Origin of the sequence: Streptomyces griseus (genome assembly GCF_001715295.1) — a bacterium.
Lineage (GTDB): Bacteria > Actinomycetota > Actinomycetes > Streptomycetales > Streptomycetaceae > Streptomyces > Streptomyces griseus_G.
Map to the genome: position 1 here is coordinate 994,485 of NZ_MDKB01000003.1, position 23,598 is coordinate 1,018,082.

The 23,598-nt window shown below is 71.1% G+C and carries 18 protein-coding genes and 1 tRNA gene; 9 read left to right on the forward strand and 10 right to left on the reverse strand.

The window, feature by feature from the left end:
- The first annotated feature begins 14 nt into the window (after positions 1–14).
- From BA175_RS20555 to glmS, 5 genes are all read left to right on the forward strand, one after another.
- Positions 15–944: a hydroxymethylglutaryl-CoA lyase gene (locus BA175_RS20555; protein ID WP_069172894.1), complete on the forward strand. Its 930-nt coding sequence runs from the start codon at positions 15–17 to the stop codon at positions 942–944.
- Between the two features lie 8 nt (positions 945–952).
- Positions 953–2,119, forward strand: a complete 1,167-nt coding sequence (locus BA175_RS20560) for an acyl-CoA dehydrogenase family protein (protein ID WP_069172895.1) — start codon at positions 953–955, stop codon at positions 2,117–2,119.
- Positions 2,120–2,264: 145 nt separating this feature from the next.
- Positions 2,265–3,293: an ABC transporter substrate-binding protein gene (locus BA175_RS20565; RefSeq protein WP_069172896.1), complete on the forward strand. Its 1,029-nt coding sequence runs from the start codon at positions 2,265–2,267 to the stop codon at positions 3,291–3,293.
- Between the two features lie 745 nt (positions 3,294–4,038).
- Positions 4,039–4,314, forward strand: coding sequence for a hypothetical protein (locus tag BA175_RS20570; RefSeq protein WP_069172897.1), 276 nt, complete (start codon positions 4,039–4,041; stop codon positions 4,312–4,314).
- 100 nt (positions 4,315–4,414) lie between these two features.
- On the forward strand, positions 4,415–6,244 hold the full coding sequence (gene glmS / locus BA175_RS20575; protein ID WP_069172898.1) for a glutamine--fructose-6-phosphate transaminase (isomerizing): 1,830 nt from the start codon (positions 4,415–4,417) through the stop codon (positions 6,242–6,244).
- A 200-nt stretch (positions 6,245–6,444) separates the two neighbouring features.
- Here glmS and BA175_RS20580 read toward each other — a convergent pair whose 3' ends face one another.
- Positions 6,445–6,966, reverse strand: coding sequence for a universal stress protein (locus BA175_RS20580; protein WP_069172899.1), 522 nt, complete (start codon positions 6,964–6,966; stop codon positions 6,445–6,447).
- Positions 6,967–7,790: 824 nt separating this feature from the next.
- Here BA175_RS20580 and BA175_RS20585 point away from each other — a divergent pair.
- From BA175_RS20585 to BA175_RS20595, 3 genes are all read left to right on the forward strand, one after another.
- The gene (locus BA175_RS20585; RefSeq protein ID WP_069172900.1) at positions 7,791–9,023 is read left to right on the forward strand and encodes a helix-turn-helix domain-containing protein; all 1,233 of its coding nucleotides are present in this window, start codon (positions 7,791–7,793) and stop codon (positions 9,021–9,023) included.
- Between the two features lie 10 nt (positions 9,024–9,033).
- Positions 9,034–9,639, forward strand: a complete 606-nt coding sequence (gene orn / locus BA175_RS20590) for an oligoribonuclease (protein WP_069173142.1) — start codon at positions 9,034–9,036, stop codon at positions 9,637–9,639.
- Positions 9,640–9,766: 127 nt separating this feature from the next.
- Positions 9,767–9,839 (forward strand) — tRNA-His (locus tag BA175_RS20595).
- 529 nt (positions 9,840–10,368) lie between these two features.
- Here BA175_RS20595 and BA175_RS31875 read toward each other — a convergent pair.
- From BA175_RS31875 to BA175_RS20640, 9 genes are all read right to left on the reverse strand, one after another.
- On the reverse strand, positions 10,369–12,243 hold the full coding sequence (locus BA175_RS31875; RefSeq protein WP_254667938.1) for a TerD family protein: 1,875 nt from the start codon (positions 12,241–12,243) through the stop codon (positions 10,369–10,371).
- A gap of 177 nt (positions 12,244–12,420) precedes the next feature.
- On the reverse strand, positions 12,421–13,467 hold the full coding sequence (locus tag BA175_RS20605; protein ID WP_069172901.1) for a LacI family DNA-binding transcriptional regulator: 1,047 nt from the start codon (positions 13,465–13,467) through the stop codon (positions 12,421–12,423).
- A gap of 319 nt (positions 13,468–13,786) precedes the next feature.
- Positions 13,787–15,247, reverse strand: a complete 1,461-nt coding sequence (locus BA175_RS20610) for a GH1 family beta-glucosidase (protein WP_069172902.1) — start codon at positions 15,245–15,247, stop codon at positions 13,787–13,789.
- A 144-nt stretch (positions 15,248–15,391) separates the two neighbouring features.
- Complete coding sequence (locus tag BA175_RS20615; RefSeq protein ID WP_069172903.1) at positions 15,392–16,318, reverse strand: carbohydrate ABC transporter permease; 927 nt, start codon at positions 16,316–16,318, stop codon at positions 15,392–15,394.
- A 15-nt stretch (positions 16,319–16,333) separates the two neighbouring features.
- Positions 16,334–17,332, reverse strand: coding sequence for a carbohydrate ABC transporter permease (locus tag BA175_RS20620; RefSeq protein WP_069172904.1), 999 nt, complete (start codon positions 17,330–17,332; stop codon positions 16,334–16,336).
- Between the two features lie 169 nt (positions 17,333–17,501).
- Positions 17,502–18,824, reverse strand: coding sequence for an ABC transporter substrate-binding protein (locus BA175_RS20625; protein WP_069172905.1), 1,323 nt, complete (start codon positions 18,822–18,824; stop codon positions 17,502–17,504).
- 773 nt (positions 18,825–19,597) lie between these two features.
- On the reverse strand, positions 19,598–20,305 hold the full coding sequence (locus tag BA175_RS20630; protein ID WP_069173144.1) for a response regulator transcription factor: 708 nt from the start codon (positions 20,303–20,305) through the stop codon (positions 19,598–19,600).
- An 81-nt stretch (positions 20,306–20,386) separates the two neighbouring features.
- Complete coding sequence (locus BA175_RS20635; protein WP_069173145.1) at positions 20,387–21,277, reverse strand: spermidine synthase; 891 nt, start codon at positions 21,275–21,277, stop codon at positions 20,387–20,389.
- A gap of 93 nt (positions 21,278–21,370) precedes the next feature.
- The gene (locus BA175_RS20640) at positions 21,371–21,733 is read right to left on the reverse strand and encodes a hypothetical protein (protein WP_254667939.1); all 363 of its coding nucleotides are present in this window, start codon (positions 21,731–21,733) and stop codon (positions 21,371–21,373) included.
- A gap of 252 nt (positions 21,734–21,985) precedes the next feature.
- Here BA175_RS20640 and BA175_RS20645 point away from each other — a divergent pair, with 252 nt between their 5' ends.
- A complete protein-coding gene (locus tag BA175_RS20645; protein ID WP_069172907.1) occupies positions 21,986–23,338 on the forward strand; it encodes a transcriptional regulator in 1,353 nt (450 codons plus the stop codon).
- The last annotated feature ends 260 nt before the right edge of the window (positions 23,339–23,598 follow it).

Sequence of the window (23,598 nt, forward strand, 5' to 3'; positions counted from 1 at the left end):
GGACAGGACTGCCCATGACGGTGCCCGCGCCGGGTCTGCCGGCCCGGATCCGCATCCATGAGGTCGGCGCCCGCGACGGCCTGCAGAACGAGAAGTCCGTCGTGCCCACGGAGGTGAAGGCGGAGTTCGTGCGCCGGCTCGCCGTGGCCGGGCTCTCCACGATCGAGGCGACCAGCTTCGTCCACCCGAAGTGGGTGCCGCAGCTCGCCGACGCCGAACAGCTCTTCCCGCTGCTCGGAGACATCGCGGACGTCGGGGACGTGGCCCTGCCGGTCCTCGTACCGAACGAGCGCGGGATGGACCGGGCGCTCGCCCTGGGTGCCCGGCGGATCGCCGTGTTCGGTTCGGCGACCGAGACGTTCGCCGCCCGCAACCTCAACCGCACGGTGGACGAGTCGCTCGCCATGTTCGAGCCGGTCGTGGCCCGTGCCAAGGCGGAGGCGGTGCATGTGCGCGGCTATCTGTCCATGTGCTTCGGCGACCCGTGGGAGGGGGCGGTGCCGGTCGCCCAGGTCGTCAGGGTCGCGAGGGCGCTGATGGACCTCGGCTGCGACGAACTCTCCCTCGGCGACACCATCGGCGTCGCCACGCCGGGCCATGTGGTGGCCCTGCTGACCGCGCTGAACGACTCGGGGATCCCCACCGGCGCGATCGGCGTGCACTTCCACGACACCTATGGTCAGGCGCTCTCCAACACCCTGGCCGCGCTCCAGCAGGGGGTGACGACGGTGGACGCCTCGGCGGGCGGCCTCGGGGGCTGCCCGTACGCCAGGAGCGCGACGGGCAACCTCGCCACCGAGGACCTCGTGTGGATGCTCGACGGCCTCGGTGTCGAAACGGGTGTCGATCTCGGCGCACTCACCGCCACGAGCGTGTGGATGGCCGAACAACTGGGCCGGCCCAGCCCGTCCCGCACCGTCCGTGCCCTCTCTCACAAGGAGTGACCCGCCCCATGTCCCTGGACCACCGGCTGACCGCCGAGCACGAGGAACTGCGCCGTACCGTCGAGGAGTTCGCCCACGACGTGATCGCCCCGAAGATCGGCGACTTCTACGAGCGCCACGAGTTCCCGTACGAGATCGTGCGGGAGATGGGGCGGATGGGCCTCTTCGGCCTGCCCTTCCCGGAGGAGTACGGCGGCATGGGCGGTGACTACCTCGCCCTCGGGATCGCCCTGGAGGAGCTGGCCCGGGTCGACTCGTCCGTGGCGATCACCCTGGAGGCCGGGGTCTCGCTGGGTGCCATGCCCGTCTACCGCTTCGGCACCGAGGAGCAGAAGCGCCGGTGGCTGCCGAGGCTCTGCTCGGGCGAGGCGCTGGGCGCTTTCGGGCTGACGGAGCCGGACGGCGGGTCGGACGCGGGCGGCACGCGGACGACGGCCGTGCTGGACGAGGCCACGGACGAGTGGGTCATCAACGGTTCCAAGTGCTTCATCACCAACTCGGGCACGGACATCACGGACCTGGTGACGGTGACCGCGGTGACCGGCCGCAAGGAGAACGGCGCCCCGCGCATCTCCTCGATCATCGTCCCGTCCGGCACCCCGGGCTTCACGGTCGCCGCCCCGTACTCGAAGGTCGGGTGGAACGCCTCGGACACCCGGGAGCTGTCGTTCTCCGATGTGCGCGTGCCGGCGGCCAACCTGCTGGGCGAGGAGGGCCGCGGGTACGCACAGTTCCTGCGCATCCTGGACGAGGGCAGGATCGCCATCTCGGCACTGTCGACGGGCCTGGCGCAGGGGTGCGTGGACGAGTCGGTGAAGTACGCGCGGGAGCGGCACGCGTTCGGCAAGCCGATCGGTGACAACCAGGCCATCCAGTTCAAGATCGCCGACATGGAGATGCGGGCGCACATGGCCCGGATCGGCTGGCGGGACGCGGCCTCGCGGCTGCTGGCGGGCGAGCCGTTCAAGAAGGAGGCGGCGATCGCCAAGCTGTACTCGTCCACGGTCGCGGTGGACAACGCCCGCGAGGCGACGCAGATCCACGGCGGCTACGGCTTCATGAACGAGTATCCGGTGGCCCGGATGTGGCGCGACTCCAAGATCCTGGAGATCGGGGAGGGCACGAGCGAGGTGCAGCGGATACTGATCGCCCGGGAGCTGGGGATGGGCGCCTGACGGACTGCCGGGCTATGCGGGGGCCGCTCCTTCGATGACGAAAGGGCGGCCCTTTCCGGCCACCTGGGCCAAATCGTAAGGTTAGGCTAACCTACGCTTCGACCCGTCGGCGGCCAGCCGTGACCCGCATGAAAGCAGAGCCAACATGCCCCACGCCCGGATACCCTCCCTCTCCCGCCGCGGCCTGCTGGCCGCCGGTGGAGCCGTCGGCCTCGGTGCCGTACTCGCCGCATGCGGGGACGGCGACACGCAGGACCCCGGCCCGGAGGGCGGGGCCGCGAAGTCCGGCCCCTGGAGCTTCGAGGACGACCGCGGGCAGACGGCGAAGGCCGGTTCCGTACCGAAGAACATCGTCGCCTTCATCGGTGTCGCCGCGGCGCTCCATGACTACGGCATCGAGGTAAAGGGGGTCTTCGGCCCGACGAAGACCGCCGACGGCAAGCCCGACGTGCAGGCCGGGGACCTCGACATCAGCAAGGTCGCCGTGCTCGGCAACGTCTGGGGCGAGTTCAACGTCGAGAAGTACACCTCTCTCGCACCGGAGCTGCTCGTCACCGCGATGTGGGAGAAGGACGCCCTCTGGTACGTACCGGACCAGTCCAAGGACAAGATCCTGAAGCTGGCGCCGAGCGTGGCCCTGTGGGCCGCGCAGACCACGGTCCCCAAGGCGATCCAGCGTCACGAGGACCTCGCCGCCTCCCTCGGCGCCGATGTGAAGGCCGCGGCGGTGACCGACGCGAAGGCCCGCTTCGAGAAGGCCGCCGCCCGGCTGCGCGCCGCCGCGAAGTCCCGGCCGGAGATCAAGGTCATGGTCGGCTCCGCCAGCCAGGACCTCTTCTACGTCTCGCTCGCCACGATGTCCGCGGACACCCGGTACTTCCAGGAGCTCGGCGTGCGGTTCGTCGAGCCGAAGGTCAACGCGGCCGGCTTCTTCGAGGAGTTGAGCTGGGAGAACGTCGACAAGTACGGCGCCGACATCATCATGATGGACAACCGCTCCTCCGCCCTGCAGCCCGGCGCACTGACCTCCAAGCCGACCTGGTCCCAGCTGCCCGCCGTCAAGGCCGGCCAGGTCGTCCCGCGTACGACGGAGCCCATCTACTCGTACGCCAAGTGCGCGCCGATCCTCGAGGACCTCGCCGAGGCGGTCGAGAAGGCGAAGAAGGTCAGCTGACCCACCGGTCCGATGGGCTGCGCCCCGGTCCGGCCACCGTTCGGTCCGGGGCGGAGGGAAGCCGCCGGGATGGCCGATCCGTGGGGGTCCGAGCCTGTCCGTACCGTTCAGTCGGTACGGACGCCGGCCCCGGGGGCCCCGGAGCGTGGGTACACGCCGCCCCGGCGGCCGCCGCCGTTCTCCTGCGGACACCCGGCGCCCAGGCCGGGGGCCCCTTCCGCCCCCATGACCGTCCGGGGCCGCGTCCGGGACCGATGTGGCCGGGAGTGCGGCGCCGGCTCGGGACGGCCACGACCCACCCTGCCGCACCGGCCGCGTGCACGACAGGGCCGTCCGGCGCTTCCCTGGCGGGCGGGTGTTGGAGGGCATGGCCGGGACCGACGACACGGCCGCCCCGCGCGTCCCGGCGGGGCGCGACGACGTATACGGCACCCCACGGCCACGGCACCCCCTACGGCCCTCGACGGCGCCGCCGGAACATCCCCGCACCTCCGACGCACGGACGCCCCTCACCCTCGCGGCCCACCCGTATCCGCCACGGTGCGCCGACCCCCCGGGGATCGCGGGACAGCCTCGGGCGAGCCGCACGAGGCGACCCTCACCGGGCGCGGCGCCGCGTTCAGCGCCGCAGGAGGAGCGCTTCCACATCGCCCGGAAGCCCACCGGGCGACACGTCCGCACGCCACCCTGCCCGATATCGGGCAGATTTCTTGCGTATGCCGCTCATTCCGAGCAATATCAACGGATGCTCGAACACCGCCCGTCGCATGACGACCTCGTCGACCACCTCGTACGCTCCACCCCGCTCCAGCGCGGGGAAGCGGCCCGGGTGATCCTCGACGTGCTGGCGTACTTCGACGAGACGGTCGAGGACTTCGTCCGCCGGCGCCACCGTGAACTGCAGTCCGGCGGCCTGGTGAACACGGAGATCTTCGAGCGGATCGCGGCCGAACTGCCACACCGGGCGGTGGCACCGCAGGAGCTCTCGCTCCGGCAGCTGCGCCGCATCGTCTACGGCTGAACGGCCGGACGGCAAGACCGGACGTTCCGGACTTTCCAGTCGATCAGAACGGCCGGGCGGCCGGGCACCCACTCTGTACGTCGATGGAGGGCAGGACTCTATGTGCGGGATCGTCGGTTACATCGGGAAGCGTGACGTGGCTCCGCTGCTGCTGGAAGGCCTGCAGCGGCTGGAGTACCGGGGTTACGACTCCGCGGGCATCGTCATCACGGGCAAGGCCGCGGCGGGGAAGCCGGGCGTCCTGAAGACGGTCAAGGCCAAGGGCCGGGTCCGCGAGCTGGAGGCCCGGGTGCCCAAGCGGTTCGCCGGCACCACCGGTATCGCCCACACCCGCTGGGCCACGCACGGCGCCCCGAGCGACGAGAACGCGCACCCGCACCTGGACGCGGAGAACAAGGTCGCCGTCGTCCACAACGGCATCATCGACAACGCCTCCGAGCTGCGCGCCAAGCTCGTCGCGGACGGTGTCACCTTCCTCTCCGAGACCGACACCGAGGTGCTGGTCCACCTGATCTCCCGGGCGCAGGCCGCCACGCTGGAGGAAAAGGTCCGCGAGGCGCTGAAGTGCGTCGAGGGCACGTACGGCATCGCCGTCCTGCACGCCGAGTTCAACGACCGCATCGTCGTCGCCCGCAACGGCTCCCCCGTCGTCCTGGGCATCGGCGAGAAGGAGATGTTCGTCGCCTCCGACGTGGCCGCCCTCGTCGCCCACACCCGCCAGATCGTCACGCTCGACGACGGCGAGATGGCCACCCTGAAGGCCGACGACTTCCGTACGTACACCACCGAGGGCTCGACCACGACGGCCACGCCCACCACGGTGGAGTGGGAGGCCGAGTCGTACGACATGGGCGGCCACGACACGTACATGCACAAGGAGATCTCCGAGCAGGCCGACGCCGTGGACCGCGTGCTGCGCGGCCGCATCGACGACCGCTTCTCCACCGTGCACCTCGGCGGCCTCAACCTCGACGCCCGCGAGGCCCGCGGGGTCCGTCGCATCAAGATCCTCGGCTGCGGCACCTCGTACCACGCGGGGCTGATCGGCGCCGGCCTCATCGAGGAGCTGGCGCGCATCCCCGCGGACGCCGAGCCCGCCTCCGAGTTCCGCTACCGCAACCCGGTCGTGGACCCCGACACGCTGTACGTCGCCGTGTCCCAGTCCGGCGAGACGTACGACGTGCTGGCCGCCGTCCAGGAGCTCAAGCGCAAGGGCGCGCGCGTCCTGGGTGTCGTGAACGTCGTCGGCTCGGCGATCGCCCGGGAGGCCGACGGCGGGATGTACGTCCACGCGGGCCCCGAGGTCTGCGTCGTCTCCACCAAGTGCTTCACCAACACCGTCGTCGCCTTCGCGCTGCTCGCACTGCACCTGGGCCGCATCCGCGACCTGTCCGTCTCCGACGGCAAGCGGATCATCGAAGGCCTGCGGAAGCTGCCCGCGCAGATCGGGGAGATCCTCGAGGCCGAGGACGAGATCAAGAAGCTGGCCGAGGAGTACGCGGGCGCCCAGTCGATGATGTTCATCGGCCGTGTGCGGGGCTATCCCGTCGCGCTGGAGGCATCCCTGAAGCTCAAGGAGATCTCCTACATCCACGCGGAGGCCTATCCCGCCTCCGAGCTGAAGCACGGCCCGCTCGCCCTCATCGAGCCCGCGCTGCCCACGGTCGCAATCGTCCCGGACGACGACCTGCTGGAGAAGAACCGTGCCGCGCTGGAGGAGATCAAGGCCCGCAGCGGCCGCATCCTCGCCGTGGCCCACCGCGAGCAGGAGAAGGCCGACCACACCTTCGTCGTGCCCAAGAACGAGAACGAGCTGGACCCGATCCTGATGGGGATCCCGCTCCAGCTGCTGGCGTACCACACGGCGCTGGCCATGGGCAGGGACATCGACAAGCCGCGCAACCTGGCGAAGTCGGTCACCGTCGAGTAGGACGCAGAGGCCGGGAGTGCCACCGGTGGTCCGGCGCGGGGCGCGGCCGGGCCACGGCGCACACCCGGAGCGGCCGACCGCGACAGGGAGCGGCCCCGCACACGCCGTGGCGTGTGCGGGGCCGCTCCCTGTCCGCGAGCAGGTGACCGTCCGGGGGGCCGCGCAGCGGTTGACGGGCCGTCAGACGGCCTTACGGCAGCTCAGGGGATGACGATGACGGGGCGCTGGGCCCGGCGCGCGAGACGGCCCGCCACGGACCCGAAGATCCGGCCCACGAGGCCGTGCGTGGATCCCACCACGATGGCGTCCGCCGCGTACTCGCGGCCGACCTCCTCCAGCTCGTGGCAGATGTCACCGCCGCGCTCGACGAGCACCCACGGCACGTCGGAGAGGTAGTCCGCGCAGGCAAGCTCCAACCCCAGGACCTCGGTCCGGTGGTCGGGCACATCGACGAAGACCGGCGGCTCGCAGCCGGCCCAGACCGTGGTCGGCAGCCGGTTGGCCACATGAACGATGATCAGCCCGGAACTGAGCCTCCCCGCCATGCCGATGGCGTAGGCGAGGGCTCGTTCGCTGGACATCGAGCCGTCGAAACCGACCACGACCCCATGCCGGAAGGCTGGATCGCACGAGGGGCGCGACTCTTCGACCGTCCGCGGCTCCGACCGGGGGTCGGCTACCTGCTTGCGGTCTGCGGGTTCAGGGATTTCGTGACCGGCCATCGGTGTCTCGGCGAAGAGAATCCTCGTGAGGAGGGAGCGGTGGGGAGGTGTGACTGCGAGCGGCGAAGCTGTGTCCGGGAATCATCTTCCCAACCCCTTACCCCCAAGGGTACGGCGCCACTCCTTCACCGCCCAGTCCTCGTACGGCGCATGCGGTAATGGGGGGAGCATGCCCGACACCGCCCCGTATGGCAATGCCGGTTGTGTCGTACATCCAGCTCGGGACGAGCGGTCGGCTTCCCTTCCGGTTCTCGCCGCCCCGCTGTGACGAATCCGGGAGCGGCGTCCGGCTGTGGCTCATCCGCCCCTCCGGCCCGCCGTCACTCGCTGCCACCGGGCGGCTCCGAGTGGTGTACATCCGGGCGCCCGGGAGCCTTTCGGGGCCCTCAGGGGCGCGCGGGAGCTCTCGGCCCTCAGGGTCGCACGCCGGTCACACGACTGGAACGAGTACACACAACCGCTTGTTTTCAGCCAACTTCACATCGACCCCACTTTCTCGCCGTCATGGCCGACCAAGCCACGTGCCAGCAGGCAGGAATAGACCGCGCGGTACGCTTTGAACCCACACAGACGGGCCATGATCACCGGGCGCCCTTCCCTGCGACGCTCGCGGGTGAAACGCTTCGTGATCGAATGCTTCGCGCCAAGTGGCCTTGTCGACATAGTGCCGGCGGGGGAACGTGTCACGTCGGCACCACGGAACGCAGTAGATTCGATCATGAGTATCGAAGACTGGGGACGCGTGCGAGACCGAGGGGAAACGTGCAGGAGCGACAGGCCCGTAGGGACCAGGGAGACGCGAACACCGAGGGGGGCTTAGCGTCATGAGCCAGGACTCCGCCACCGCAACGGAGGCCGCACGGAAACTGACCGGGCGGCGACGCCGGGAAGTCGTAGCCGTACTGCTGTTCAGTGGGGGCCCTATCTTCGAGAGCTCCATCCCGCTCTCCGTTTTCGGAATCGACCGCCAGGACGCGGGCGTTCCGCGCTACCGCCTGCTGGTGTGCGGGGGTGAGGAAGGACCGCTGCGCACGACCGGCGGGCTCGAACTCAGCACGCCCTACGGCCTGGAGGCGATCAGCAGGGCCGGCACCGTCGTGGTGCCCGCCTGGCGCTCCATCACCTCGCCGCCGCCGGCCGAGGCACTGGACGCGCTGCGCCGCGCCCACGAGGAGGGGGCCCGCATCGTCGGTCTGTGCACGGGCGCCTTCGTGCTCGCCGCGGCCGGCCTGCTGGACGGCCGCCCGGCCACCACGCACTGGATGTACGCCCCGACGCTCGCCAAGCGCTATCCGTCGGTGCACGTCGATCCGCGGGAGCTGTTCGTCGACGACGGTGACGTACTCACCTCCGCCGGTACCGCGGCCGGAATCGATCTGTGCCTCCACATAGTCCGTACCGACCACGGCACCGAGGCGGCGGGGGCGCTGGCGCGCCGGCTCGTCGTACCTCCGCGGCGCAGTGGCGGTCAGGAGCGCTATCTGGACAGGTCTTTACCGGAGGAGATCGGCTCCGACCCGCTCGCCGAGGTCGTGGCCTGGGCACTGGAGCACCTCCACGAGCAGTTCGACGTGGAGACGCTGGCCGCGCGCGCCTACATGAGCAGGCGGACCTTCGACCGCAGGTTCCGTTCACTCACGGGCAGCGCACCGCTCCAGTGGCTGATCACCCAGCGCGTGCTGCAGGCGCAGCGGTTGCTGGAGACCTCCGACTACTCGGTCGACGAGGTCGCGGGACGCTGCGGTTTCCGCTCGCCGGTCGCACTGCGCGGGCACTTCCGCCGGCAACTGGGGTCCTCCCCCGCCGCGTACCGGGCCGCCTACCGGGCCCGCCGTCCGCAGGGCGGGGCGATGGAGAGCGTCAATTCGGTGATGGAGACCACCGTGCCCGCCCAGGGCACGGCGTCGACCCGACGGGCGGCAGGGGCGGCCTCGACCGGCCCCGCACCCGTCACCGCGGCGGCGGGCTCCGGCGGTCCGCTGGAGCACTTCGCCGGGGTTTCGGATGCGTACGTTCCCGGTCGCCCGGCCCTGCCCGGGCAGCGGAGCGCCCCGTAGGGTGGGGTGCATGAACGACCGTATGGTGTGGATCGACTGCGAGATGACCGGGCTCTCGTTGACGGACGACGCACTCATCGAGGTGGCCGCGCTGGTCACCGACTCGGAACTGAACGTGCTCGGCGAAGGGGTGGACATCGTTATCCGCCCGCCGGACGCGGCGCTGGAGACGATGCCCGAGGTGGTGCGGCAGATGCACACCGCCTCGGGTCTCCTCGACGAACTGGCGGGGGGCACGACCCTGGCCGACGCCGAGGAGCGTGTCCTGGCGTACGTGCGCGAGCATGTGAAGGAGCCGGGCAAGGCCCCGCTGTGCGGAAACACGGTCGGCACCGACCGCGGCTTCCTGCTGCGGGACATGCCGTCGCTGGAGAGTTACCTCCACTACCGGATCGTCGATGTGTCCTCGGTGAAGGAACTGGCCCGGCGCTGGTACCCGAGGGCGTACTTCAACAGTCCGGAGAAGAACGGCAACCACCGGGCGCTGGCGGACATCCGCGACTCCATCACGGAGCTGCGTTACTACCGCGAGGCGGTGTTCGTGCCGCCGCCCGGCCCGGACTCGGCACGGGCCAAGGAGATCGCGGCCCGCCACACGCCGCCTCCCGCGCCGTAGCCGACGACGTCGCAGGTCACGGGCCCTTCGGGGCCCGTGCTCCGGGCTTCGGGAAACGAGGGCGCGAGCACCCCCTCGGACCCTGTACACTTTTTCTCGGCCGGTCGGAAAAGGACCGGGCAACATGGTGGGTATAGCTCAGATGGTAGAGCACCTGGTTGTGGTCCAGGATGTCGCGGGTTCAAGTCCCGTTACTCACCCTTGATGATCAAGGCCCGACCTGTGAAGACAGGTCGGGCCTTCGTCGTTCTCGAAACGTGGGGAACACGGCGGGAAGAAACAGGGGCGCGGGGCCGGCCCCGGTGAACGTCCCCACGCCTCGATGCGTCCCGCACGCCGGGCACCGCAGACGGGCGTCGACCGGCGCCGACGCTCCGCACGGCGCACAGGGGGGCGAGCCGCGCGGAAGGGGCCGCCGCTACGTCGGTGAGCGGCGGGGAGGTGTGGCGGTACGGGCCTGGTCCCCGGTGGGAGGAGAGAGAGCAGATACGGCAGGAGCGCGCCGCGCTCGGACGCCCCGGCCCCGACCGGTCCGGGCGGACGGTGACGGACCGGGGTCAGCGGGTCCGGCGGCGCGCCCCGCACATGATCATCGAGCCGGAGACCCAGGTGCCCCCGTCAGGCACCGGTCGACGAGCTGCCGACCGGGCCGACGAGGGCTGAGTCGGAGGGCTGTCCTGAGGTCTCCCGGACGGGCGGGGCGCGTGCGGGAGGTGGCGGACGACGGCGTCAGGCTCGGCGGCAGCGCTCGCGGATCTCGGAGATGACGGCTGCCTCCGGCGCACTGAGCGGGCCGTCCACGGTGGCCACCCGGTCGGCCACGTCGAGGATGTCGCTCAGATCTCCCGGCTCGGCGTCCAGCCGTCGCCACACCTCGTCCGAATCGATGTCGACGAGGTGAGCAAGCTGTTCGTCGACCACCTGATGCCGATCCCGGACCGCCCTCACCAGGTGTCGCATCAACAGTGCTTCGTCGTCCGTGATCTTCCCGTCCGCCCTGACGACAAGCCACGCGACCCACAGCATCGACTGCGGGTGCCGGCTCCGCCTGCTCAGCCCTTCGGCGACTTCGATCACCCGCGCCTCGTTCCGGAAGACGGCTTGCGCGTGCCGCCCCGCAAGCAACGTCGTATAGCGGTTCAGCACCACCGCGAGGGGAACGCCGACCACGGGGATACCTATCTTGATGACGTTGCGCTGCAGGAGGTACTTCCCCACGACCGGTAGCCCCTTCGCGGCGGCCAGTACCCCTCGGGAGTAGAAGCGCTTGACAACCGGCCGCATGAGGGCCGGCACCACCTTGACCACGCCTTCCCGGACCATTTCCCCACTCTTGATCGTGAAGGCCACGCGAATGAGCTTCCACAGGTCATCGGCGTCGGACAGGTCGAGCGGGACCCGGTAGAGGACTGCTACGTCGTAGGCCAGGCGCAGCTGGAGACGGGTGATGAACGCGACGTCGACCATCATGGTCGCGACAGCGGCCGGTACGGTCGCCGCCGAGGCGCCACCGAGGCTCCCGAGGGTGGCGGCGACGGCCGCCGAGTATGCGCCGGCGGAAAGCCCACCTTCGAGCGCGGCGTACCGAGCCGCCATCTTGATCCGCTGATCGACGACGGCGTCCGCGGGTACGCCCTCGTACCGCTCCTGGAAATACTGCCAGTCGACCCGGTCGGTGTACGAACTCAGGGCCTGAGCGGCTAGTTCGGTGAACCAGCCACCCGACTTGATGTCGTCCGCGCTCAGCCCCTTGATGAATTCCCGTAGCTCGGCTCGCTCCCGCTCGACAGCCTCCCGGTCGGCAGCGTCGTCGCCTCCGGCATCGACAGCGTCCACCGGAGCTCCGGGTGGTGGGGGTCCTCCCAGGTCGTTCTGCGCGGAGTCAGGCCGCTCCGCAGGGTTCTCCTCGCTCGCCGCCTCCCCGTCGCTCACCGGGGCCGGGGCCGCGGGCGACGGTGCCCGGGGTGGAGGAACCGTCGCCGCCGGGGGCGACTCCTCCGGGCCGGGGTCGGCCACGGCGTCCGCGTCCAGGCTCCGGGCCGCTTCCCCCACGTCCCCGTCGCCGGTGGTGCCGACACCGAAGTCCGTGGTCAGCCCCACCAGTCCGGACTCGTATCCCTGACCCACGGCCCGGAACTTCCACTCGCCATCGCGCCGGTAGAGCGCGCCGAAGATGACGGCGCTCACGGCGTCGGCATCCTCGACGGGGAAGTGGACCAGACCCTCACCGGAACGGTCGGCGAGCGTCAGGCGGAGGTCGTCGAGACCCCCGAACCGGGACCCGTCGTGACGGCTCGCCGCCACGACGATCTGCTCGACGTCCGTCGGTACGGCGTCCAGAGCGAAGCTGATCCGGTCCTCGTTGCCGCCGGCCGTCGGAGTCTTCCCGAGCAGGTGCACACTGCCGTTGCCCGCGACCCGGTTGCCGTCATGACAGAAGTCACTGTCGCTGCGGACCCTACCCTCGCCGTCGATCAGGAGTACGGCGACGCGGACGTCTCCCCCACCGGTCGCGCTGCTCCATCCGAGGCTCACCGTCACCGAGCCGATGTCCTCGCTCAGCGCGGCCAGCCCGACATTGGCACCCTTGACCATCTTCTGCATGCGGTCCCCCAGAACCACTGCCGGACCGGAGCGCACGCGCGGCAGGACGATGCGTGACGTTGTGTGGTGCGTCACACGTTCGCCGTACTCGGGGAACCTTAGCGGGCGGGAGCTCCCCCTGTGGAGAAGTTGTGAAACCGCGCTGCCCGGGGAGGTGGTCCGGCGCGGCCGCCCGGCTCAGGAGGACTCCCGCACCACCAGTTCCGTGGGCAGCACGATCCTCGGGCGGTCCTGGGGGCTCTCGCCCGACGAGCGGTGCGCGATCTCCTGGAGCAGGACGCGGGTCATCGTGCGGCCCATCTCCTCGATCGGCTGACGGACGCTCGTCAGCGGCGGGTCCATGTGGCGGGCCACCGCCGAGTCGTCGAAGCCGACCAGGGACACGTCGTCCGGGATGCGGCGGCCGGACTCGCGCAGGACCTGGCGGGCACCGGCGGCCATCACGTCGGAGGCGGCGAAGACGGCGTCCACGTCGGGGCGGCGGGCCAGCAGCTCGCGCATGGCGCGGGCGCCGCCCTCCTCGCTGAAGTCCGCAGGGGCGATCAGCCGTTCGTCGGGGTCGAGTCCGGCCGCGGCAACGGCCTTGCGGTAGCCGTCCAGGCGGCGCTGGGCGCCGTACACGTCGAGGCGCCCGGTGATCGTGGCGATGCAGCGGCGGCCCCGTGATATCAGGTGGTCGACCGCCGCGCGGGCGCCCTCGAAGTTGTCGGAGTCGACGGAGGGCAGCATCTCCGCCGCGTGCCTGCGGCCGCTGATCACGGAGGGCATGCCGAGCTGCTCCAGCAGGTCCGGCAGGGGGTCGTCCGCGTGGACGGAGACCAGCAGCACACCGTCGACCCGGTGGGCGGTCAGGTACTGGGCCAGCCGGCGGCGCTCGCGGTCGTTGCCCGCGAGGGTCAGCAGAAGCTGCATCTCGGTGTCGGCGAGGGCCGCTCCGACTCCCCGGACGATGTCGGAGAAGTACGGCTCGGCGAAGAACCGGGTCTCGGACTCGGGGACGACGAGGGCGATGGCATCCGTCCGGTTTCCGGCGAGCGCGCGGGCCGCCCGGTTGGGCACGTAACCCAGCTCGGCGACGGCGGCCTCGACGGCCTCCCTGGTCTGCGCGCTGACCCGGGGCGAGCCGTTGATGACGCGCGAGGCGGTGCCCCGCCCCACTCCGGCCCGTGCCGCTACCTCTTCGAGCGTGGGACGCCCACCACTCCGTACTCGCGCTGCCGCCATGGCTGCCTCCCGTTCGCGGTCAATTTCTCACAGCGGGGTAGCCAATCCAAGTCCCGCTGCCTGTTCCCCGGCACTCGCACGGACCTGCGGTCCCTGCGGGGCGCCCACCTCTTGGGAGCGCTCCCAAGCCTACGGGGTCCTTGTAACCAGCAGGTAAGGCGGGAAGGAAGGAGACGGGAGGGAAAGAGGCGGGGCGGGCACGCGAAGGCGGGCACGCGAAGGCGGGCACGCGAAGGCGGGCACGCGAAGGCGGGCACGCGAAGGCGGGCACGCGAAGGCGGGACCCGCCCCCCGGACGGGTCCCGCCTTCGTCGTCGTGTCAGACCGTGCCGCCGGCCCCGGGGAGGGCGTGGCGGCGGATCACGTCGGAGTACCAGTGGGCGCTCGCCTTGGGGATGCGGCGCTGGGAGGCGTAGTCGACGTACACCGCGCCGAAGCGCTTCGAGTAGCCGTACGCCCACTCGAAGTTGTCCATCAGCGACCACAGGAAGTACCCACGCACGTCCGCACCGTCGGCGATCGCCCGCTGGACGGCGTCGAGGTGCCCGTGCAGGTACGCGATGCGCTCGGGGTCCTCGACCTTGCCCTCGGGCGAGACGTAGTCGTCGAAGGCCGCGCCGTTCTCGGTGACCATGAGGGGCAGGCCCGGGTGGTCACGGGTGACGTCCATGAGCAGGTTGTAGAGCCCGTTCGGGTCGATCGACCAGTTCATCGCGGTGCGCTCCTTCCCCTCGGCGAGGTGGAAGGCGACGTGCTCGGAACCGGGCCACGGCGAGTGGTCGCTGTTGCCGTGACCGTCGTTGCGCGTGTCTCCGGCCCCACCCTCGGGCGTGGAGACCAGCGTCGGCGTGTAGTAGTTGACGCCGAGGGTGTCGATCGGCCGGGAGATGGAGGCGAGGTCGCCGTCCCGGACCAGCTTGGACCAGTCCACCAGGTGGGAGGTGTCCGCGATCAGGTCCTCGGGGTACTCGCCGCGCAGCATCGGGCCGGTGAAGACGCGGTTGCCGACGGCGTCGATCCGGCGGGCGGCGTCCGCGTCGGCCTCGCTGCCGGTCAGCGGGCGGACCTGGTGGAGGTTGAGGGTGACCGAGGTCTGCGCGGCAGCGGGGAGTTGGGCGCGCAGAACCTCGATCGCCCGGCCATGGGCGAGGTTGAGGTGATGGGCCGCCTGCAGGGAGGCTGCGGGCTCGGTGCGGCCGGGGGCGTGCACACCGGATCCGTAACCGAGGTAGGCCGAGCACCAGGGCTCGTTGAGGGTGGTCCACATGCCGACGCGGTCACCGAGGGCACCGGAGACGATCGCCGCGTAGTCGGCGAAGCGCTCGGCGGTCGCCCGCTCGGGCCAGCCGCCCGCGTCCTCGAGCTCCTGGGGGAGGTCCCAGTGGTAGAGGGTGGCGACGGGCATGATGCCGGCGTCGAGCAGTTCGTCGACGAGCTTGCGGTAGAAGTCCAGGCCGCGCTCGACCGCCGGGCCGCGGCCGGTGGGCTGGACCCGGGACCAGGAGACGGAGAAGCGGTAGGCCTTGAGCCCGAGCTGCTTCATCATGGCGACGTCGTCGCGGTAGCGGTGGTAGTGGTCGGCGGCGATGTCACCGGTGTCGCCGTTGCGGACCTTGCCCGGGGTGCGGCTGAAGGTGTCCCAGATGGACGGCGTGCGGCCGTCCTCGGCGGCGGCGCCCTCGACCTGGTAGGAAGCGGTGGCCGCGCCCCAGAGGAAGCCTGTGGGGAACCGCGCCTCGGGCGCCTGCTGGGGAGTGGTGTCGGGTCGTACGGCAGTCATGCGGGAGCGCTCCCATGAGGTGGAGGGACAAGGACGGGGAGGGGAGGTACGGGCCCCGGGGCCCGTACGGCCTGGGGTCGGGTACAGGCGGTACGGGCCCACCGGGGCGCCGACCCGAGCGGGACGGCACGGCGGGCGAGGAGATCAGCCCTTGACGGCGCCGGCCATGATCCCGCCGACGATCTGCTTGCCGAAGATCACGAAGACGACGAGCAGGGGCACGGTGCTGATCAGCGCGCCGGCCATGATGATGCTCTGGTCGGGGACGTAGGAGGCACTGAGCTGGCCGAGGGCGACCTGCAGGGTGGGGTTCTCCTGGTTGAGTGCGAGGTAGGGCCAGAAGAAGTCGTTCCAGGTCTGGACGAACGTGAGCATGCCGAGCACCATCATGGCCGGGCGGGCCACGGGGAGCACGATGCTCCGGACGATCCGGAGGTTGTTCGCCCCGTCCATCCTGCCCGCCTCGATGAGCTCGTAGGGCAGGGCCTCCAGCAGGTACTGACGCATGAAGAACACGCCGAAGGCGCTCACCAGGGTCGGGAAGATCACCGACTCCAGCTGACCGCCCCAGCCGATGTCGGACATCATCATGAACAGCGGGACGACGCTCAGCTGCGGGGGGATGGTCAGCGTGGCGATGACCATGGTCATCAGTACTCCGCGGCCCTTGAAGCGCATCTTGGCGAAGGCGTACCCGGCCAGGGTGCAGAAGAACAGGGTCGCCGCGGTGATGCAGCAGGACACGATGAACGTGTTGAGGATGGCCGTCCCGAGGTGGGCCTGTTCCCAGGCCGCTTCGAGGTTGTCGAACAGCTTGCCGCCCGGGAGGAGCGGGGGCGGCGTGTCCAGTACCTCGTCCTGGGTGCGGGAGGCGGTGACGAGCGTCCAGTACAGCGGGAACAGCGAACCGAGGCCGACGACCGCCAGGGCGACGTAGGCGAAGGGTCCCGCGTGGTGTTGCCGGCCGGCGCCGGGCCTGAAGCGGGCGCGGCGCGGCGGTTCGCCGGGGCGGACCACGGTCTTGGAGACGCCGCGGCGGTCCGGGGTGGTGACGGTGCTGGTGGTGGTCATGGTTATCGCTCCCCGTCAGGCCGCGGTCTTGCGCGCGTAGCGCCCGATGAGCCAGTTGATCGCGGCAATGAGCAGCAGCAGGACGAGCATGGCCCAGGCGACTGCGGCGGCCGGACCGAGGTGCCCGAGGTTCCAGCCGTAGTTGTAGAGGTAGATACTGAGCGTTTCGTACTGGTGCTCGGTACCGCCCTGCGCTCCGTTGACGCCGCCCTCCAGCAGGAGGGGCTCACCGAACAGCTGCATGGAGCCGATGGTCGAGATGACGATCGTGAAGAGGATCGTCGGCCGCAGAGCGGGAATCGTCACGTTGCGGAACTGCTGCCAGCGGGAGGCCCCGTCGATCGAGGCGGCCTCGTACAGGTCCGAAGGGACCGCCTGCATCGCGGCCAGGTAGATCAGCGTGTTGTAGCCCGTCCAGCGCCAGATGACGATGACGGCGATGGCGATGTTGGACGTCCAGTGACCGTTGACCCAGTTCGTCTCACCGGCGCCGAAGAAGCTGAGCACCCAGTTCAGCAGTCCTCCGTCCGCGCGGAACACCAGGGCGAAGACGAGGGCCGCCGAGGCCACCGAGGTGGCGTACGGGGTGAGGATGACGGTGCGCCAGAAGGTGCTGGCACGCAGCTTGTAGTTGAGCAGGTGGGCGAGGCCCAGGGCCATCATCAGCTGCGGGACGGTCGAGATGACGCCGATGACGAAGGTGTTGGTGACCGCGGTCCAGAACTCGGAGTCCTGGAGGATCGTGCTGAAGTTCGCCCAGCCGACCCATTCCATCTGGTCGAGACCGGTCATCTCCACCCGGTGCAGGGCGATCCATCCGGTGTAGATCAGCGGGTAGAGCCCGAAGGCGCCGAAGACGAGGAAGAACGGGGCGATGTAGGCGTACGGCGACGCCTTGTCGTCGAAGCGCCACAGCCGGCTGCGCCATGCCTGGCGGGCGGGGGTCATGGGCTTCGGGGCGCGGCGGCTGGGCCGGGAGCCGTGTGCGCCCCTGGTGGGGGTCGTGGTTGCCACAGGTGGGAGTCCTTCCCTGGGGTGTGCCGACACCGCAGGGGCAGGCCGGACCTCTGGTCAGGTCCGGCGGGGTGTCGGAAGCCGTGCACGGGGCCGGTACGGGAACCGGCACCGGTGCGGGCGGCCGGGACACCCTGGAAGGCATCCCGGCCACCCGCACCGGCGAGGGTCAGCCGATCACCTTGTCGATGGCCTCGACGGCGTCGTCCCAGGCCTTGTCGGGCTTGGTGCCGCGCTGCTCCATGTTGTTGATCTGGGTGGAGATGGAGTCCTTGATGATGCCGTCCTTCGGGCCGAGCACGGCCGCGGGGATGACCTGCGCCTCCTGGGCGTAGATCTCACCGATGGGGGCGTTGTTGAAGTACTCCAGCTTGGCGCCCTTCACGTCGGCGAGCTCGTAGGCGCCCTTGTTCGACGGGAAGACACCGACCGCCTTGAAGACGGCGGCCTGCTGCTCGGGCGCGGTCAGCCACTTGACGAGCTCACCGGCCTCCTTGACGTGCTTGCCCTTGGCGGGCACGGAGAGGAACGAACCGCCCCAGTTGGCCGCGGTCTCACCGGGGGTGCGGGCGATGTCCCACTTGCCCTTGAACGCGTCACCGGCGTACGTGGAGATCTGCGCCGCCATCCACGCGGGGCAGGCCACGGTGGCGATGCTGCCCTTGCGCAGGGCCGCCTGCCACGGCGGGCTGAACTGGGCCAGGCCCTGGGTCAGCTTCTTGTCGACCGCCTCCGCGGCGAGGTTCCAGCCCGCCTTGACGCCGGCGCTCTCCTTGTAGATCGGCTTGCCGTCCTTGGAGTAGTACTGCTCCGAGTCGGAGCTGACCACGCCGTTGTACATGGCGCTGGCGGAGTCCATGAAGAAGGTGCCCGCGGGGGCCTTCTTCTTGTACTCCTCACCGAGCTTGAGGTAGTCCTCCCAGCCGCCGGCGACCTTCGCGGCGACCGCCTCGCGGTCGGCCGGCAGACCGGCCTGCTCGAACAGGTCGCGGCGGTAGCAGATGGACATGGGGCCGATGTCGGTACCGGCGCCGATGACCTTGCCCTCGTCGGTGCTGGCCTGCAGCGCCTTCCAGTTGACCCACTGGTCGGTGTCGACCACCTTGGCGAGGTCGACGAACGCGTCCGCCTTGGTGTCGACGAGTTCCTTGATGCGGCCGACCTCTATGCCCTGTACGTCGGCCAGTCCGCTGCCCGTGTTGAGCTGCTGGAGGAACTTGGGGTAGTAGACCTTCTCCTCGGCCGTGGTGTTTTCCTTGACCGTGATGTTCGGGTGGAGCTCGTGGTACTTCGCGAAGAGCCCCGCCTCCTTGTACCCGAACTGCCCGAAGTCGGCCACGGTCAGGGTGATGTTCCCGTTCGCGTCGGCCTCGCCGGAGTCCGAGTCCGAGTCGCTGCAGCCGGTCAGCAGCAGGGCGGTGGCCGTGAGGCCCGTGGTAGCCATGACGGCGGCTCTGCGGCGTCGACCTGCGACGGTGCGGGTGATGCGCATTCCACTACTCCTTGTTCCAGGGTGGGACTGGCGTTCGATCTGCTCGGCATACGCGCTGGTGGGTGCGGGTGCCAGTGGTACGGAGAGGACATGGGCTGTGCCGTCCCCGTACGAGCGAAAAACCTCGTTCGATATGGGAGCGCTCCCATGCGCTGATGCCGGAAGATTGCTGCCTCAAGGGGGTGGGTGTCAAGACTTGAAGACGCTTCCGTTGCCCGAGTGTGTCCTGCAAGTCACGCGAACGTGTCCGACCGAGGTCTTGCGTTCACCGGCACGCCCTGCATGACTGGGGTACCGCCCCGCCAAAAAGCCCAGTTCAGGCGGGTGTTGGGCGAACAGACCGACGGCCGGGCCCGAGGTAGGGCGCCTGCACGGCAGATTCCGGCGCGGCTTCTTCCGGCGGGTGGCGGTCTCGCCCTGGGCCGGAGACGCCCGCCGGAAGATGAACGGGACACGGCGGTTCGGAGGCGCACAGGGGGACCTGAGAGCCGTTCCGCGTTCTTTCCCCGAACTCCGTTCGTGAGCCGGGGGGTTCCGCCCGGCGGGCCGCGTGTCCCGGAAGCGGCCGAGGGCGCCTCGGGGCGCCCTCCGTGCGGGACTCGGGCACGGAGGACGCGGGAGCGGCGGCGAGAAGCCGGGAGCGGGGGGCCTTCGGCGTCGGGCGTCGGGCGTCGGGACGCACGGACCGCACCGCACGGAGACCGGCTGCGGGAGGCAGGGGCGCGGGACATCGCCGGCCGTCCGATGCCCTTCTCCCGGACGGACGGCCCCTCTCAGGCGGGCTGCTCGGGCGACGCAGGCGGCTCGAGTTTCACGCCGACGCCGCGCAGGGTGTGCAGGTATCGCGGCCGGGCCGCCGTCTCGCCCAGCTTGCGGCGCAGCCAGGAGAGGTGGACGTCGATGGTCTGGTCGTCGCCGTAGGACTGCTGCCAGACCTCGGCCAGCAGGTCGCGGCGGGCGACCACGACGCCGGGGCGCCCGGCGAGGAAGGCCAGCAGATCGAACTCCCTGCGGGTCAGGTCCAGGGCGGCTCCGTCCAGTTCGGCCTGGCGGCGCAGCGGGTCGATGGAGAGCCCGCCGACCTGGAGGACGCGTGGGGGCGGCGTCCGCCCGGCGGCTCGCCGGGTGCGGCGCAGCACGGCGGCCATGCGGGCGGAGAGGTGTTCCACGGAGAACGGCTTGGTCAGGTAGTCGTCGGCGCCGCCGTTGAGCAGCCTGACGATCTCGGCCTCGTCGTCCCGCTCGGTCACGACGATGACCGGTACGTCGGTGACGGACCGCAGCATCCGGAGTACCTCGGCGCCGTCGCGGTCGGGTAGCCCGAGGTCGAGGACGACCACGTCGAAGCGGAAGTGCGCGACCTCGCGGAGGGCTTCGAAGGGGGTGCCGACACTCCGTACGGTGTGGGAGGCCGCGGTCAGGTGCCGGATGAGGGCCGACCGTACGAACTGGTCGTCCTCGACCACGAGCACACTTGGCATGGGCGGACCGTAACCCATCCGGAGCAACGCGGTCCCGGGATCCGCACACGCGGCCACGAGGTTGCTCACGGAGCCGGGTGGTCAGTCGAAGGCGCCGGGCGGCGGGCTCGGTGAGGGACGGGCGCCCTCGTCGGTGACGACGGCGGCGCCGCCCGTGAAGTCCGTGAGGGCGCGGCCGTGTTCGACCCGGCCGGGGTGCGGATCGCTCGCGACCCTGCGGGTCAGTTCGGCGACGGCGAGCGGCAGGTCCGAGGCGACCAGCACCGCGTTGCCGAAGCGCCGGCCCCGCCAGACGGCCGGGTCTGCGGCCACGGCCAGCTCGCGGAAGAGGGACGCGGCCGTGGCGATCTGGCCCCGCAGGTGGGCGAGCGGCGGGCCGTCGGTGAGGTTGGCGGCGTACTGTCCGCCGGCCCTCAGGACGCGGCGCACCTCGGTGAGGAATTCGGCGGAGGTGAGGTGTGCGGGGGTCCGGGCTCCGTCGAACACGTCGGCGATGACGAGGTCGGCCCAGCCGTCCTGGATCCTGCCGAGCCCGGCGCGGGCGTCGGTGGAACGCACCCGTATCCGGGCCTGCGGGTCCAGCGGGAGTTCGCGGCGGACGAACTGCACGAGGGCGGCGTCGATCTCGACGATCTGCTGGGTGGAGCGGGGACGGGCCGCAGCGACGTAGCGGGCGAGTGTGAAGGCGCCGCCTCCCAGGTGCAGGACCTGGAGGGGGCGGCCGGGGGGCGCGGCGAGATCGATGACATGGCCGAGCCTGCGCTGGTAGGCGAACGAGAGGTACGCGGGGTCGTCGAGGTCGACGTGGGACTGCGGGGCGCCGTCCAGGAGCAGGGTCCGTGCGCGCGGCCGTTCACGGTCGGGTACGAGTTCGGCGAGGCCGCCGTCCACCGGGGTGGCGACGGGCTCCTGCTCGCGGTCGGGCCGCCTCCGGGCGCTCCCGCCCTTCGCGGATGCTCCTCGACGTGCCACGCCCTCGTCCTCGCTCACTCGCCCACCGCTCACGGCCGGTGTCCTGGGACGGGCCCGGCGAGGCGGTAACTCCGCCCACCTGCCCATTATCGCTCAGCGGCAGTTGTCGGCCGCCTCGATGAGGCGGGCCGCCTGGCCGAGTGCGGCCCGGAGCGCCTCCGGGTCGGTGACCGGGGCGTCGGCACCGGGCGGCAGGAGCCAGCCGCCGCCGACGACGGGCGGCTCGGTGGGGAGGCTCAGCCCGCGGCCGTCCGTCCGCGTACAGGCGCTGCCCGGTACGTCCCATCCGTCCGCGGTGCCGGGCGGGACCAGGAAGCCGAGGGTGGCGCAGGAGCCGTCGTGGAGAACCGGGCCGACGGCCTCGTGGTCGGCGCCGCGGCGCAGGATGTCGACGGCCTCCAGGCCCTGACGCGCCGGGACAGTCACCAGGTCGCACGGTGTTGTTTCCGGGCCCATGTGCAGCAAGGGAAATCCCTCCTCTGTCGCCGAACGGGGCCACGCCCCGTCTCGCATGGACCAACGCGCCGACGACGTCAAGGGCTACGGCGGCACGCCGCCGCAAAGGGTGGCAGTTCATGGCGGATCAGGGGCGAGATGCCCGAATTGAACACATACGCAACGTGTGCGTTCCGTCACAGCAGGTACGTTCTTGCTCCGCCGGGACAGCGGAAGCAGGCGCCCGGCTGCACACCAGAGAAGGGCCCCGCCATGGTGTCGACACCGGCAGTTCCCAACCTCGCCTTCCGACGGCTGCGCGGACAGCGCTCCGCCGGGGAGTTCGCGGCAACGGTCCGCAGGGCCGCCCGCGAGATCGGGGAACACGTCGCGTGCGACGCGCGGTACATCGGGCGCGTGGAGTCCGGCGAGATCCGCTGCCCCAACTACGCGTACGAACGGGTGTTCCTTCACATGTTCCCGGGGGCCACCCTGGAGAGTCTGGGCTTCTCGGCCCGCGAGAGCGTGCGCGGCCGGAGGGCCCGCTCGGCGCCCCCTCCTCATCCCACCACGCCCCCCACGCTCCACAGTGACATCGACGAGGAGAGCGACGTGCTGCGTCGCGTGTTCATGACCAGCGGCACCGCCACGGTGGCAGCCGCGTCCCTGGGTCTCGGCGGCCCGTCCGCCGCCGCCCTGACCACCGTGCCCGCCCAGCGCCGGGTCGGCGAGGCCGAGGTGAGCGCCGTCGAGAACGCGGTGCGCCGGATCCGGCTGCTGGACGACCGGCACGGCGCGGACCGCCTCTACCGGCGCGCCTCCCAGCCGCTGCGGGCCGCCTACGCCCTGCTCGACGCCGATACGGCGGCCCGCCGCAGCACCCTGGACCGGCTGCACGCGGGCGCCGGTGAGCTGGCGATCTCGGTGGGCTGGCTGGCGCACGACTCGGGCCGCTTCGAGGACGCGCGCTCGCACTACGCGGAGGCGCTCGCGACGGCGCGGCTGGCCGGGGACGCGGCGCTCGAGGCACACGCCTTCTGCAACGTGTCGTTCCTGGCCCGGGACACCGGGCGGGCCAGGGAGGCGGTCAGGGCCGCGGAGGCCGGTCAGCGGGCGGCCCGCCCGCTCGGCTCGCCGCGGCTGACGGCCCTTCTCGCCCTGCGGGAGGCGGGCGGGCGGGCGTGGCTCGGGGACCGTACCGGGTGCGAGCAGGCCGTCGGGCGTGCGCGGACGGCGTTCGAGCAGGGGGCGCGCGCCTCGGACCCCGAGTGGATGACGTTCTTCCGGGAAGCGGAGCTGGAGATGCTCCAGGCGCAGTGCTGGTCGGCGCTGGGCGACTGGCCGAGGGCCGCACGGCACGCCCGGCGGGCGACCCGGCTGCAGGATCCGCACTTCACGCGGAACCTCGCTCTCTACCAGGCGCAGCTCACGGGTGACCTGGCCCGCGCGGGCAGGGCCGACGAGGCCGCGGCGGCCGGGCACCAGGTGCTGGACCTGCTGGACCAGGTCCGGTCCTCGCGGATCCGCGGGATGCTGGCGAGCGCGGTGTGCGTACTGAGGCCGCGAGGCGGCCCGGAGGTGGCCGCACTGCTCAACCGGTACGACGGACTCCCGCCCGCCGGATGACGGGCGCCCGCGCCCCCGGTCGGCACGCGCCCCGGACCGGCGGCGCCACGGCGCACGGGACCGAGCAGCACGACACGGGCGGGCACCCGCCACCGGGCCGCACGAGCGACGGTGTGAACCCGCCTGCCCCCGACGCGGCACGCGCCGCGCACCGGCCCCGGGCACACGGGAGGGCGCGCACAGGACCGCCCCGCTGCACCCGGAGCGGCGGCGCCCCGGCACGGGCCGGGCACCCCACCACCACCGGACGCACAGGCCCG

Coding starts and splice junctions, on each gene's coding strand:
- BA175_RS20555 (WP_069172894.1), top strand. CDS start 15: ATGACGGTGCCCGCGCCGGGTCTGCCGGCCCGGATCCGCATCCATGAG.
- BA175_RS20560 (WP_069172895.1), top strand. CDS start 953: ATGTCCCTGGACCACCGGCTGACCGCCGAGCACGAGGAACTGCGCCGT.
- BA175_RS20565 (WP_069172896.1), top strand. CDS start 2,265: ATGCCCCACGCCCGGATACCCTCCCTCTCCCGCCGCGGCCTGCTGGCC.
- BA175_RS20570 (WP_069172897.1), top strand. CDS start 4,039: ATGCTCGAACACCGCCCGTCGCATGACGACCTCGTCGACCACCTCGTA.
- glmS (WP_069172898.1), top strand. CDS start 4,415: ATGTGCGGGATCGTCGGTTACATCGGGAAGCGTGACGTGGCTCCGCTG.
- BA175_RS20580 (WP_069172899.1), bottom strand. CDS start 6,966: ATGGCCGGTCACGAAATCCCTGAACCCGCAGACCGCAAGCAGGTAGCC.
- BA175_RS20585 (WP_069172900.1), top strand. CDS start 7,791: ATGAGCCAGGACTCCGCCACCGCAACGGAGGCCGCACGGAAACTGACC.
- orn (WP_069173142.1), top strand. CDS start 9,034: ATGAACGACCGTATGGTGTGGATCGACTGCGAGATGACCGGGCTCTCG.
- BA175_RS31875 (WP_254667938.1), bottom strand. CDS start 12,243: ATGCAGAAGATGGTCAAGGGTGCCAATGTCGGGCTGGCCGCGCTGAGC.
- BA175_RS20605 (WP_069172901.1), bottom strand. CDS start 13,467: ATGGCGGCAGCGCGAGTACGGAGTGGTGGGCGTCCCACGCTCGAAGAG.
- BA175_RS20610 (WP_069172902.1), bottom strand. CDS start 15,247: ATGACTGCCGTACGACCCGACACCACTCCCCAGCAGGCGCCCGAGGCG.
- BA175_RS20615 (WP_069172903.1), bottom strand. CDS start 16,318: ATGACCACCACCAGCACCGTCACCACCCCGGACCGCCGCGGCGTCTCC.
- BA175_RS20625 (WP_069172905.1), bottom strand. CDS start 18,824: ATGCGCATCACCCGCACCGTCGCAGGTCGACGCCGCAGAGCCGCCGTC.
- BA175_RS20630 (WP_069173144.1), bottom strand. CDS start 20,305: ATGCCAAGTGTGCTCGTGGTCGAGGACGACCAGTTCGTACGGTCGGCC.
- BA175_RS20640 (WP_254667939.1), bottom strand. CDS start 21,733: ATGGGCCCGGAAACAACACCGTGCGACCTGGTGACTGTCCCGGCGCGT.
- BA175_RS20645 (WP_069172907.1), top strand. CDS start 21,986: ATGGTGTCGACACCGGCAGTTCCCAACCTCGCCTTCCGACGGCTGCGC.